The organism is Citrobacter sp. Ce104 (assembly GCF_030334595.1).
Taxonomy (GTDB): domain Bacteria; phylum Pseudomonadota; class Gammaproteobacteria; order Enterobacterales; family Enterobacteriaceae; genus Citrobacter; species Citrobacter europaeus.
Genome location: NZ_JAOWDP010000066.1, coordinates 214,604 through 227,180, shown reverse-complemented (window position 1 = coordinate 227,180; position 12,577 = coordinate 214,604). Strand labels below are relative to the sequence as shown.

At 51.2% G+C, this 12,577-nt stretch carries 10 protein-coding genes; 8 read left to right on the top strand and 2 right to left on the bottom strand.

Annotated elements, in window-relative coordinates; genetic code table 11:
• On the top strand, positions 1-1,983 hold the full coding sequence (vexE, locus tag OGW16_RS17355; RefSeq protein ID WP_286518653.1) for a Vi polysaccharide transport protein VexE: 1,983 nt from the start codon (positions 1-3) through the stop codon (positions 1,981-1,983).
• Positions 1,984-2,280: 297 nt separating this feature from the next.
• Here the strand turns inward: vexE and OGW16_RS17350 are convergent, their stop codons facing one another.
• Complete coding sequence (locus tag OGW16_RS17350) at positions 2,281-2,817, bottom strand: GNAT family N-acetyltransferase (RefSeq protein WP_200001241.1); 537 nt, start codon at positions 2,815-2,817, stop codon at positions 2,281-2,283.
• A gap of 830 nt (positions 2,818-3,647) precedes the next feature.
• On the opposite strand from OGW16_RS17350, the gene pgaA reads away from it, so the two are divergent.
• The 6 genes from pgaA to OGW16_RS17320 all read left to right on the top strand — a co-directional run bounded on the left by pgaA (position 3,648) and on the right by OGW16_RS17320 (position 10,572).
• Positions 3,648-6,110: a poly-beta-1,6 N-acetyl-D-glucosamine export porin PgaA gene (pgaA, locus tag OGW16_RS17345; protein WP_286518652.1), complete on the top strand. Its 2,463-nt coding sequence runs from the start codon at positions 3,648-3,650 to the stop codon at positions 6,108-6,110.
• Positions 6,111-6,119: 9 nt separating this feature from the next.
• Entirely contained in the window at positions 6,120-8,141 is a 2,022-nt protein-coding gene (pgaB, locus tag OGW16_RS17340; protein ID WP_286518651.1) for a poly-beta-1,6-N-acetyl-D-glucosamine N-deacetylase PgaB, read from the top strand.
• Positions 8,138-9,472, top strand: a complete 1,335-nt coding sequence (pgaC, locus tag OGW16_RS17335; RefSeq protein WP_043017462.1) for a poly-beta-1,6-N-acetyl-D-glucosamine synthase — start codon at positions 8,138-8,140, stop codon at positions 9,470-9,472. The genes pgaB and pgaC overlap by 4 nt, the downstream gene beginning before the upstream one ends.
• Complete coding sequence (gene pgaD, locus OGW16_RS17330) at positions 9,469-9,975, top strand: poly-beta-1,6-N-acetyl-D-glucosamine biosynthesis protein PgaD (protein ID WP_043017461.1); 507 nt, start codon at positions 9,469-9,471, stop codon at positions 9,973-9,975. Before pgaC ends, pgaD begins: the two co-directional genes overlap by 4 nt.
• A gap of 82 nt (positions 9,976-10,057) precedes the next feature.
• The gene (gene yjdI, locus OGW16_RS17325; RefSeq protein ID WP_047413384.1) at positions 10,058-10,288 is read left to right on the top strand and encodes a 4Fe-4S mono-cluster protein YjdI; all 231 of its coding nucleotides are present in this window, start codon (positions 10,058-10,060) and stop codon (positions 10,286-10,288) included.
• A gap of 11 nt (positions 10,289-10,299) precedes the next feature.
• Complete coding sequence (locus tag OGW16_RS17320) at positions 10,300-10,572, top strand: GNAT family N-acetyltransferase (protein ID WP_003033869.1); 273 nt, start codon at positions 10,300-10,302, stop codon at positions 10,570-10,572.
• 42 nt (positions 10,573-10,614) lie between these two features.
• Here OGW16_RS17320 and OGW16_RS17315 read toward each other — a convergent pair whose 3' ends face one another.
• Positions 10,615-11,544 (bottom strand): LysR substrate-binding domain-containing protein, encoded by a 930-nt coding sequence (locus tag OGW16_RS17315; protein WP_043017460.1) that lies wholly within the window; start codon positions 11,542-11,544, stop codon positions 10,615-10,617.
• A 391-nt stretch (positions 11,545-11,935) separates the two neighbouring features.
• Between OGW16_RS17315 and OGW16_RS17310 the strand changes: the two genes are divergently transcribed.
• Positions 11,936-12,541, top strand: coding sequence for an ankyrin repeat domain-containing protein (locus tag OGW16_RS17310; protein ID WP_047408940.1), 606 nt, complete (start codon positions 11,936-11,938; stop codon positions 12,539-12,541).
• Positions 12,542-12,577: the final 36 nt, after the last annotated feature.

The following is a 12,577-nucleotide window of genomic DNA, read 5'->3' as shown; positions in this document are numbered from 1 at the left end:
ATGAGCTTGCTCTCTACATGTGAAAAAATATCGCCTACCACCCTGCTCAAACAAGAGGATTGGGATGGGCTATACCGCTATTTTGCTCAGCATCCTGAAAAAGTGCTCGATAGTGCCGGAAATGAGCAGAATATTATTCTCTTCGCCATTGCGTGTTTACGTAAAGATGAAACAGATGCCGGGATGGCGTTATTGTCCGACCGTGTGCTGACGGCAAGGAATAGTCGTAATTTATTGCGACGATGGGTTATTTCGCCGCTGGCATCACATCATCGGGACACTGTACTACAGGTGGTTAACAAACTGCTGGCGGTGAATGCGTGCCAGCCGGATGATGTTCTGCTGGTCGCAAGCGCACTGCTTAAAAGTAAACAATATACGACTGTTGCTGATTTAACCGAGCGGGCACGGCTCGTTTTTTCTGGTAACAGCAAAATTTTTGCGCTCCATTTGCGCAGCTTGACTCTGGCGGATAAAGGGCAACAGGCAATCTCGCTGGCCAGAATTCAGGCGCAGGAAGTTCCCCCACGGGTAGATATGATTGCGACCTGCCTCAGTTTCTTAAATAAAAGCCCCCTACCAGGCGATTATGACCTGGCCTGCGCATTGCTCCCTTTCTTCGCTTTAGAAAAGCAGGAGTCGGCGGGTCTGGCGATTGATACGCTCTGCGCTGTTGGCAAATATCAGGAAGCCATTCAGACTGGAGAATCCGCATTAGCCCGTGGGTTAGATGGCGCTGCGCTGCGTCGTAGCCTGGGGCTTGCCTGCTATCAATCCGGCCGCAGCCAGAAAGTGAAGCTTCAGGCCGCTGAGCATTGGCGTCATGCCCTACGTTTTACCCCTGATAATTTGCGTATCGTGACCCTGTATACCGATGCCTTAATCAGAACGGGTCAGAACGAGAAAGCCATTCCGTTGCTGCAACAGTCGCTCGCTTGTCATCCTGAACTTCATTATGTCAGAGCAATGTATGCTCGAGCGCTGCGTCAGGTGGGGCAATACGCTGCTGCCAGCGATCAATTTGTACAACTGGCAAAGGAAAAAGGGGTTACGAGCAAATGGAACCGTTATGCCGCGGCGGCGTTGTTACAGGCGGGGAAAACAAGCGAAGCGGAAAACGTTTTTGCACACTATGTTCGGGCCAGGGGAAATCATCTGCCTCAGTCATTCGAGGAGGGGCTGTTGGCGCTTGATGGGAAAATTTCCGCCGTTAACCTGCCGCATGAGCGCCTTGACTGGGCATGGGAAATTGCCGGCAAACAGTCAGGTATCGAGCGCCATGAATGGGAGCGCCGAGCGAAGTGGGGCTATCTTGCAGATAATTTTCTCCTCGACTGGCTTGAATGCCGAGGAGAGCAGGCCGACGAACCCATGTACCGATTGGCCGATATATCGCATGTTGAGCAGTTTTTCCGAGGACTGCAGCTCGATCAGCGTGGCTGCATTATTGTCTCGGCTCATCTGGGCGCAATGTATGCCGGGCCGATGATCCTGTCTTTGCTGGAGATGAACAGCAAATGGGTGGCTTCCACTCCTGGCGTGCTCAAAGGGGGCTACGGTGAGCGATTGATTTCGGTTAGCGATAAAAGCGAAGCGGACGTGGTCAGGGCATGCATGCAGACCTTACATAGTGGGCAGTCGCTTGTGGTGGCGATAGACGGTGCGCTGAATTTGAGTGCGCCGACTATCGACTTTTTCGGTCAGCAGATTACCTACTCTTCCTTTTGCTCTCGCCTTGCCTGGAAAATGCACTTGCCAACCGTATTTGGTGTTCCGGTTTGGCGAGACGGGCGCATCCATTTTGTGCTGGAGAAAATGGTCTCTCCGCATAGATTCGAAAGTCAGTCTTCTTTCATTGCTCGCTGGAAGGACAATTACCTTAAATGTGTTACTCAAATCCTGAAAAGCGGTCCGGAAAACCTGAGACTTTCGGGAGGGATTTGGCGAAACATCACGCGTAGGGATGAATCAACTTCGGGCTGAAAAGACGTCAGTCCTACGATGCTTATGACGCATCAGGTGGGACCGCCCGCTAAGTAAAACTGAGTGAGTGTATTTTTAAAGCATCCGTTCATTAACGTTCGGGTGCTTTTTTCGTTCTAACAGGCTTAACTATTTGAGAATTAAATAATAACTACGTTATGCCGGGATTGTTATTCTGTTAGTCTGAATGTACGACATATTGGCCGGATGACAGGAGGCATTACTATGCGCTTGGGTCACACAAATTTAGCTGTGGGTTACCAGAGGGCAGTATCCTGAAGTCATCCCTAAGTAGTGTTAAATAGCGGCACCGGAATCTGCTGGTAGGGTGCTGTCGCCTGCGCCCAGGTTGCGTTGCAGTAATACCGTATCAAGCCAGAGTCCATGTTTAAAGCCAATGTTCTTTAGCGTGCCGATTTGCGTAAATCCGGCCTTTTGATGGACCTTCAGCGATCCCTGATTATTGCTGTCGCCGACGATGGCGATCAACTGCCGATAACCGTGCGTTTCGGCCCAGTCAATGACATGGCGGAGCAACGCTTTTCCCGCCCCCTGACGCTGTGCCGTCGGGTCAATGTAAATCGAATCTTCGAGGGTATAGCGGTAGGCATAACGCTCGCGATAGCGAGTGAGATAACAATACCCTATGACCTTATCTTCCTGCAGCGCAACAACCCACGGCAGTCCCAGACTGCGGATTTTTTCCAGACGTGCCAGCATCTCTCGGGTATCCGGCGGGTCAGTTTCAAAGCTGCCGGTACCGTGAATAACATGATGGGCGTAGATATCGCGTATGGCGTTGATGTGCTCTTCTTCTGCGTTAACGATTTTCATTGTTCAGTCCCTGTTGGCGTCTTAGTCAAGATTACCTGAAAGGCTGAAGGGAAGGTAAGTGCAAAAAATTATGCTGAGAGCGCTACGCTCAATAAAATTAAGCTTGCTATCTGTAGGGTTAAAAAGTTGTTTGTGGTTGATATTGTCAATAATACACAAGGTTGGTAAATACATTTCCGAGTAGAGCAAAACACAATTTCTTGCGCAGGAATTCTGTCGAATATCAAAATACCAATTATGGTAGGTTTTACTCATGGATTAAAAAACTCGTTTGATTTCATTGAATTTTTACTGTACCTAATTCTTCTCGCAACTGTATCCTTATTTTCATCTTATTGGTCCTGTTTGAGGACGGAAATTAAGTTATATTACGTATATTGTTATCTTTATTCTTAGCAGAGTGCACATATCAGATTTTTCTCTATCCATCTCGCAAAATAGTTACCATGCAAACAGTTGCGCGGTGTAGCTATGCTAACCAGCAATAGTTATCAGCAGCACAAGGTTTCGTCATGCAAACTTAATCTAAATCCAGAATTCAATCCCAAGAGTATTAGGATAATTTGGTCTAAAATACTTTTTTTGTCTAAGAGTTTTCTTATCGCATAGCCACGAACTACGCTGAGTGATAAAATTTTTGAGTTTACGCCTCCTTTCCAACGATTAGAGGACGAGGCTCGGGTAGTCAATAAGACGAAAGAATTAATTGCTTCATAACCCTATTACGAAATAAGCGATAGTGCATCTTACATGGTCGGCAACCGTCAGGGATTGACCGTAATCTATTGAAAACACTTATTTTTACTCTGATGTAAGTTATAAGGGCAGATATGTTAAGTATGCGTCGACATGCCAACTTCATTAAACGTTTTAAGTCTTTAAGCTGTTTATTTACGGCAAGCGTTCTTTTTCCTATGCAAATCTCTGCAGCGGTATCAGATTATGACGCTTTGGTTATTGAAGCGCGAAGTGGTAATAGTGCGCCGTTATTGCGTTATCTTGAGGATCAGGGAAAGCAAAGCGCGCTATCGCCAAATCAGGTTGCCGACTGGCTGCAAGTTTCCAGTTGGGTTGAGAACAACGATAAAACCACCATTGCAATCTGGCAGCGCTATCGTGGGCAGATGGAAGTGCCTGCGCGCGGCAAAGTCGCCGCTGCTCGTGCGTACCGTAACCAGAAAAACTGGAATGATTCATTGGCGGTATGGGAAAGCGTTTTACAGGAAGAACCTGACAACGTTGACGTACGTACCGGCTGGATAATGACATTGGCGGATGCTCGCTACAACCAGCAAGCCCTTACTGAAGCGAATAAATGGGCACAGGCGCATCCGGGCGCAGACTCCGACGCGTTACTTGCCTATGTCTATCATTCCCAGGGGAAAAACTGGGACGCGCTGTTGGTTGCCAGCCAGGCAGATGACGTTGATCCAGATAATAAAAATGCAAAATCCACGCTGCTATCTGCTCTGTCAGCAAACCGCGTTTCCGGGCCCGCTCTAAATATGGCGGAGGTAGTACCTACAGCAGCTCCTGTGAAGCGTCGCCTTGAACTTGATGCTGCCGCCGAAATGGTACGTTCCTCCTATACGTCCGCACGGAATGAAGAAGAACGGTTTATCGTGGCGGATAAAGCCCTGGCCCGCTATGACCAGTTACTGGCTGCCTGGAAGGATGAACCATCCGCGCAGAATGATGTTCGTCGGGCGAGAATTGACCGCATGGGCGCTTTGCTGGTTCGTAAACGTACTTCTGAAGTGATTAATGAATACGAATCTCTGTCTGCAAGCGGCGAAGTGCCAAACTACGCAAAACGCTGGGTAGCATCGGCATGGTTAAGCGAGCGCCAGCCAGAAAAAACCGAAGCGATGCTGATGAGCATCTACTATCCGAACGGACCGATTCCTGTTATGCCGCTCGGCCCAGAGGATCAACAGGATCTGTTCTACGCGCATATCGATAATGAAAACTTTGATGCTGCTAAAAAGCAGGCCGAAAACTTAATCAAAGAGAGTCCGTACCTGCGACGCATCTATGGTTCGCCAACGCCGCAGCCTAACGATAACTGGCTGCTCGGACAGTCGCTGCTGACGCAATACTATATTGCTGCCAATGAATTGCCAGAGGCAGAAAAGCTCGCAGAGCATCTGGCGCGAACAGGCTCAGGTAACCAGGGACTGCGCATATCTTATGCCTCTGTACTTGAAGCGCGTGGCTTGCCACATGCGGCGGAGAAAGAGTTGAAGCTTGCGGAAGTAATTGAGCCAAGCAACCTGGAGCTGGAGCGTCAGCAGGCTTACGTTGCGCTGGATCTCCAGGAGTGGAAGCAAGCCGATGAACTGACGGATGATGTTATCGCCCGTAGCCCGGATGATGAAGCGACACTGCGCCTCGCGCGTATTCGTGATGTCCACAAAATGTCGGAAGTGCGTATTAGCGGCACGCAGGGGATCTCTTCCGATAGCCCGGTCAGCGGTAAGAATGATTTCAACATCAACACGGCGATTTACTCCCCGCCAATTAACGACAACTGGCGACTGTTTACCGGGTTCAACTTTGCTACCGGTGAATTTGAAGAAGGCAAGGGGATCAGCCGCGATCTGGCGGCAGGCGCGGAATGGACTTCCCGTGATTACTGGGCGGAAATGGAAGTGTCTGGCCGAAATTATGGCGATGGTCAGAAGATTGGTGGACGTCTTTCCGGTTGGCATGACTTCAATGACAACTGGCGCGTAGGCGGTTCGGCCGAGCGTTTGTCGCGTAATACGCCACTGCGCGCGCTGCGTAGCGGCGTGTATGCCAACGGCGGCGATATGTTTGTCCGCTGGTATCAAAACGAACGACGTGAATATCAACTGTCGTTCGCCGCATCACATTTCTCAGATGGTAACGATCGCATCGAATACGGACTCAGCGGAAAAGAACGCATGTGGACGACGCCGCGCTTCACTCTGGACTTTACCCCAGGCATCGGCGGGAGCACTAACACCAAAGAGAATGTGCCGTATTACAACCCGAAGAGTGATTTTTCCGTTGTTCCGGGCCTGAGCGCGGAGCAGGTTCTTTACCGCCACTATGACACCGTCTGGACTCAGCAAGGCCTGGCAGGTGTCGGTGGCTACTGGCAGCAAGGCCAGGACGCTGGTGCCATCGTTCAGGTGGGATATGGACAACGGCTCAAATGGAACAACGTCGTAGATGGTGGGGTGATGCTGATTTGGGATAAACGCCCCTACGACGGTAAACGTGAGCGGAATATCTCCCTCGCTTTCGATTTAAATGTCAGGTTTTAAGGATTGTTCATGCTGAAAAGATGCCTGTGGCTTAGCGCATTAATCGCTGGCTGGTTGATGATTACCGCGTGCAGTAGCGCGCACAATACAACGCCTCGCTATGTTCCTCCCGCACAGAGAACGCCGCTGACGGCGGATCATCCGTGGCCGAAAAATAGCTTTCTGGTGCTCGGCTACCACGACGTTGAGGATGGCGCCGCCGACCAGCGCTATCTTTCTGTGCGCACCAGCGCGTTGAGCGACCAAATGGCGTGGCTGCGTGATAATGGCTATAACCCGATCAGCGTGCAGCAAATTTTGGACGCCCATGACGGTAAAATCGTGTTGCCAGAAAAAGCGGTACTGCTCACCTTTGATGACGGATATAGCAGTTTTTATACCCGCGTCTGGCCGCTGCTGAAAGCCTACAACTGGCCTGCGCTTTGGGCTCCGGTAGGGAGTTGGGTTGATGCCCCCGCCAACAAAAAGGTCGATTTTGGCGGACTAATGACGGCGCGAGATAAATTTGCCACCTGGAAAATGGTCGAAGAAATGGGCAAATCGCCGTTGGTGGAAGTCGGTGCGCACACCTGGAACTCGCATTTCGGTGGCGAAGCCAACCCGCAGGGAAGTAAAGAACCGGCGGTGGCGAACCGCCTGTATGATAAGAAGACCGGCGCTTACGAAACGGACGAACAGTACACGCGACGCATAAACGCGGATATCTCTCTTATCACCAATAAGATTAAATCGGTGACCGGGAAATCGCCGCGCGCGTGGGTCTGGCCTTACGGCGCGGCCAACGGCACAACGTTAAACCTGGCTAAAGATCATGGCTATAAGATGGCCTTCACGCTCAACGAAGGGCTGGCGAATGCCGCGTTTCTCGACGATATTCCACGCGTGCTGATCTCTGATAACCCCTCTCTGAAGCGCTTTGCCAGCCAGGTTGCGCAGGTACGTGAACCGCAGACGATGCGCGTGATGCATGTCGATCTGGATTACGTGTATGACAAAGATCCGGCCCAGCAGAAGCGAAACATCGACAAGCTTATCCAGCGCGTTTATGACATGCGCATTTCTCATGTCTTCCTGCAGGCCTACGCCGATCCTAAAGGCGACGGGAATATTCGCGAACTCTATTTCCCCAACCGCTGGCTGCCAATGCGCGCCGACCTCTTTAACTATATCTCCTGGCAGTTACAAACGCGGGCAGGGGTGACGGTGTATGCCTGGATGCCGGTTCTGGCTTTCGATCTCGACGCTTCCATTCCACGCGTAACCGCCTGGGATCCGAAAACGGGCCTTACTACGATCAACCGCGAGAACTATGTTCGTCTGTCTCCCTGGGACAGCGAAGCGCGTAAACGCATCACTGAAATCTATGAAGACCTGGCGAAGCATGCCAGCTTTAAAGGGATTTTGTTCCACGACGATGCTTTCCTGACGGATTTTGAAGATGCGTCACCGGAGGCGGTAGCCGCCTACCGCGCCGCAGGTCTTCCGGGCAGCATTGAGCAAATCCGTAGCAACCCACAGTCGTTTGAGCGCTGGACGCGACTAAAAAGTAAGGTGCTGATCGACTTCACCAAACAGCTGACCCAGGCGGTGCGTAATATTCGCGGTCCGCAGGTGCAAACTGCGCGCAATATTTACGCGATGCCGGTACTGGAACCGGAGAGTGAAGCCTGGTTTGCGCAGAATCTGAATGATTTCCTCAATACCTATGACTGGACGGCACCGATGGCGATGCCATTCATGGAGCAGATCCCGGCTAATGATGCCAACGCCTGGCTCGACAGATTAGTGAATGCCGTTGCACAAACGCCCGGCGCGCTGGACAAAACCGTGTTTGAACTACAGGCACGAGACTGGCGTAAATCCGGGGACGAGGCTGAAATCAGCGGAAAACAAATAGCCGAATGGATGCGCCAACTGAAATTAAGCGGTGCAGGTAACTACGGCTATTACCCGGATGATTTCATCAGCGACAAACCTGAGATGTCAGAGATTCGCTCGACGTTCTCCTCATACTGGTACCCGCAAAAATGACAGATCGCATTATTGCTTTCCTGATACTTTGCCTGATGTTCAGCCTGCCGTTTGGCGTGGCTGTCGTCTTTACAGGTGAAGTGATGTTGAACTTTGTCTTCTTCTGGCCCTTATTCATGTCAGCATTGTGGATAAGCGGCGGGGTCTATTTCTGGTTTTACCGTGAACGCCACTGGAAATGGGGAGATGACACGCCGCCGCCGACGCTACAGGGAAATCCGCTGGTTTCCATTTTGATCCCTTGTTTTAACGAAGGGATCAATGCGCGTGAAACCATTGAGGCCGCGCTGGCGCAGCGATATAAGAACATCGAAGTGATTGCCATCAACGATGGTTCAACGGATGATACCCACGACGTGCTGGAACAACTGGCTGTGGAATACCCCAGTCTGCGGGTGATTCATCTGGCTGAAAACCAGGGCAAAGCGCTGGCGCTTAAGACCGGGGCAGCCGCGGCGCGCAGTGATTACCTGGTGTGTATTGATGGCGATGCGTTATTGGACCGTGATGCCGTTGCCTATATTGTGGCTCCGCTTATCCAGTTCCCGCGCGTCGGTGCAGTGACCGGGAATCCACGTATTCGAACCCGCTCCACCTTAATCGGTCGGGTGCAGGTCGGTGAGTTTTCTTCCATTATCGGCTTGATTAAGCGTACACAGCGAGTCTATGGGCAGATCTTTACCGTTTCTGGCGTGGTTGCGGCGTTTCGTCGTCGCGCGCTGGCCGAGGTCGGTTACTGGAGCCCGGACATGATCACCGAAGACATCGACATCAGTTGGAAGCTGCAATTGCGCCACTGGTCAGTATTCTTTGAGCCGCGAGCACTGTGCTGGATCTTAATGCCTGAAACGTTAAGAGGGCTGTGGAAGCAGCGTCTGCGCTGGGCTCAGGGGGGAGCAGAGGTGTTTATCGTTAACATGCGCCGCCTGTGGTCGTGGGAGTTCCGCCGCATGTGGCCGCTGTTTCTTGAGTTCTGTTTTTCTACCGCCTGGTCGTTTGCCTATGCTGTCAGTATCGTGTTGTTCCTGTTAGGGCTGATGATCCCGATGCCGGACTCGCTGTATGTACAACATCTGTTCCCGCCGGCCTTTACCGGACTTATCCTCGGCGTGGTGTGCTTGCTGCAGTTTGCGGTGAGCCTGATGATTGAGCGGCGCTACGAAAAAGGCATTGGCGCGTCGTTGTTCTGGATTATCTGGTTTCCGGTGGTGTACTGGATGCTAAGCCTGTTCACCACGCTGGTCGCTTTCCCGAAAGTCATGCTCAAACGCAAACGCGGCAGGGCGCGTTGGGTGAGTCCCGACCGTGGAATTGGGAGGATCGAATCATGAGCCAGCCACTGATCTTTACGGAGCGGCGTTTGTTGCCGCGCATTATTGACGTGCTGTTGACGGTCATCGCCTGGGTTGGATTTATCTATTTGATCTATAAAGGGCTGATCGCGGCTCTGGCGCACTCACCTTATATGGGCGTGCGACCCTTTTTCACCACGCTGGATACGGTCACGTTTTACATCCTTGTCGCGCTGGTCAACGGACTGGTGCTGATAAGCTGGGCGAAGTACAACCAGTATCGTTTTCGTGTAGAACGCCGCAGCCGCAGGCCCGGACTGGAAGACCATGAGCTGGCGGAAAGTTTACGCATTACCCGGGAACTGGTTACAGAACTCAACAAAGCGCGGGTGCTGACGGTCCACCATCATGAGAATGGTGAAATCAGTCATATCGATGTGGACAGGGATATCGCCGATAACCGCCTGCCGCCGCCGACGCCTGCGATGCTGGAGTATTTGCCGCCAGAGCCGCAGCCGTCGATGCAGAAAAGGTCTGAGTGATATTTCTGGTGCCAACTGCTTTCTTCGGCCTCGCACAGGTCTATGATTAGACCCAGACAATAAAAAAATGCGAGGCAATGTCGTGGATAAGGAACTACTGGATGCAGGTTACCGGGCCTATACCGGCGAGAAGATCGATGTCTACTTCAATACGGCGATATGTCAGCATTCGGGCAACTGTGTGCGGGGAAGCGCTAAGCTGTTTAATCTGAAGCGTAAACCGTGGATCATTCCGGATGAAGTGGATGTCGCAACGGTCATTAAAGTGATTGATACCTGTCCGAGCGGTGCGCTGAAATATCGCCAGAAATGAGTGAGGGGACCATGGAAATTCTTGCAGGCCACAATAAGTTTTATGTTAACGATGCTGAAGGCAATCAGGTTGCCGAGATTGTCTTCGTGCCGACGGGTGAGCATCTCAGCATTATTGAACATACCGATGTCGATCCCAGCCTGAAAGGTCAGGGCGTTGGTAAACAGCTGGTGGCGAAGGTGGTGGAGAAAATGCGAGCCGAAAACCGCAAAGTTATTCCGCTGTGCCCGTTTGCCAAACATGAGTTTGATAAAACCCGTGAGTACGACGATATTCGCGCCTGAAAAGCTTACGTACCCCGGAAGGCATAACCGCCGTCCGGGGCATCACTCCCGATGCAGCAAATCCTGATAAATTCCCGTCAACACCCCTTGTGGGCCAAACTCCTTTTTAATCCACTGTGTTACCCGACCGGTTGCTGAATGCTGGGTTGCCAGCAACATCCGTGAATCCTGACGCGGGTTGTGGATCTTCCGCGTGACCAGCAACGACTTTTCCATCGCCTCGCGCACCATATAGTCCGGCAGAAAACCGATGCCCTCACCCAGGATCTGGCACTGGCATTTGGTATTAAAATCGGGAACCAGGATCGACTCCTGGCCGTGTAACAGCCAACCGACCTTCTTGTTGATGGTGTGCGCGGTGTCTTCCACCATGATGTTCGGGTACAGGCGCAACTGGCTCTCAGAAATCGGTTCAGGCATAAAAGCCAGCGGATGATCCGGGGCAATCGCAAACGACCAGCGGATCGCGCCGATCTCGGTGTAATCAATCCCGCCGCCATCCAGTAAAGTATCCGGCGCGCCGATAGCGATGTTGGCAAGGTTGTTGATGATCGAATCCCAGACGCCGTTATACACCTCGGTGGTGACGGTTATCTGGCAGGTAGGGAACTGTTTCTTGAGTACCTGCAGCAGTCGCGCCGTGTGTTGAGGGGTATATAACAGCTGGTTAATACAGATACGTACCCGGGCTTCAATGCCCTGAGCAATGGTATCAATGCTGCGCTTGATGGCGTGGAAATCGTTGAGCAGGTCGGTGGCCTTGCGAAACAGATAGCGACCAGATTCGGTCAACTCAATGCTACGGGTGCTACGCGTAAACAGCACCACATCAAGCCCCAGCTCCATGCGCTTAATGGTGTAACTAATTGCCGATGTGGTTAAGCCAAGTTCTTCAGCCGCTTTGCTAAAGCTGCTATAGCGGGCAGCCATGGTAAATGCCAGCAGGTTTTCCTCGGTAAAAATTGAATTCATCTTTCTCCCCTCCGGCGGCAAACGCGTATCCGCGATGCGATGATTGTTGAATGTATTTGTAATCCTTATACAGAGCAATCAGTTTTGAACAGAATTTAACACTAGTTTTACATTTGATTTGAAGGCAATCACACTTCTGTATATTAATTGCAGGCCGCTATCCGTGCAGCATCGCGCCTGATTTTCCTGACTATTGATTAATGGCAAAAAGCAGCTCTGTCATAAGGAAAAGATTGCACTACAGCACGTTTTGTTCTCATTGTTAAATATAATTCAATAATCGACACACTTACGATGAATGAATTTTAAGCGGATATTATTCTCTGCGCTCTGTTGCTATTCTCAGCTTATTGGATATTTAAAAAGTCTAAAAAACTGCAGGAGAGCGATTATGTCAGAGAAAGAACTCATTACTGAATTTCTGCTGGCGGCAGAGCAGGGCAGTGCTGATGGATTAAAATCCTGCCTGGCAAAAAGTGTGGATATTAATGCCACTAACCGCCAGGGACGCACCGCCATTATTATTGCCAGCCTGAATAAGCATTATGACTGTGTTTCTTTATTGATTGCCGCTGGTGCCGATATTAATAAACAGGATCAAACCTGTTTTAATCCATTCCTGATTAGCTGTCTGACTAATGATTTAACGTTGCTGCGTATCGTATTGCCGGCCAACCCCGATCTCAATTGCCTGAGCCGGTTTGGCGGCGTTGGTATTACGCCTGCCAGCGAAAAAGGCCATGTCGAGATCGTCCGCGAACTTCTGCTGCGTACCGATATCAATGTTAACCATACCAACTTTGTCGGCTGGACGCCGTTACTGGAAGCCATCGTGCTTAATGACGGCGGCGCGAAGCAGCAAGAAATCGTTAAGCTGCTGCTCGACCATGGCGCAAACCCACACATGACGGATAAATACGGTAAAACCCCGCTGGAACTGGCGCGGGAGAAAGGATATCACGAGATTGCCGAACTGCTGATTGCGGCCGGAGCCTGACAGAGGAGCGCCACTATCGCTACGCCATCACGGCGA

Bases quoted from the DNA above. Each gene is read 5' to 3' on its own strand.
- vexE (WP_286518653.1), top strand. From the start codon at position 1: ATGAGCTTGCTCTCTACATGTGAAAAAATATCGCCTACCACCCTGCTC.
- OGW16_RS17350 (WP_200001241.1), bottom strand. From the start codon at position 2,817: ATGAAAATCGTTAACGCAGAAGAAGAGCACATCAACGCCATACGCGAT.
- pgaA (WP_286518652.1), top strand. From the start codon at position 3,648: ATGTTAAGTATGCGTCGACATGCCAACTTCATTAAACGTTTTAAGTCT.
- pgaB (WP_286518651.1), top strand. From the start codon at position 6,120: ATGCTGAAAAGATGCCTGTGGCTTAGCGCATTAATCGCTGGCTGGTTG.
- pgaC (WP_043017462.1), top strand. From the start codon at position 8,138: ATGACAGATCGCATTATTGCTTTCCTGATACTTTGCCTGATGTTCAGC.
- pgaD (WP_043017461.1), top strand. From the start codon at position 9,469: ATGAGCCAGCCACTGATCTTTACGGAGCGGCGTTTGTTGCCGCGCATT.
- OGW16_RS17320 (WP_003033869.1), top strand. From the start codon at position 10,300: ATGGAAATTCTTGCAGGCCACAATAAGTTTTATGTTAACGATGCTGAA.
- OGW16_RS17315 (WP_043017460.1), bottom strand. From the start codon at position 11,544: ATGAATTCAATTTTTACCGAGGAAAACCTGCTGGCATTTACCATGGCT.
- OGW16_RS17310 (WP_047408940.1), top strand. From the start codon at position 11,936: ATGTCAGAGAAAGAACTCATTACTGAATTTCTGCTGGCGGCAGAGCAG.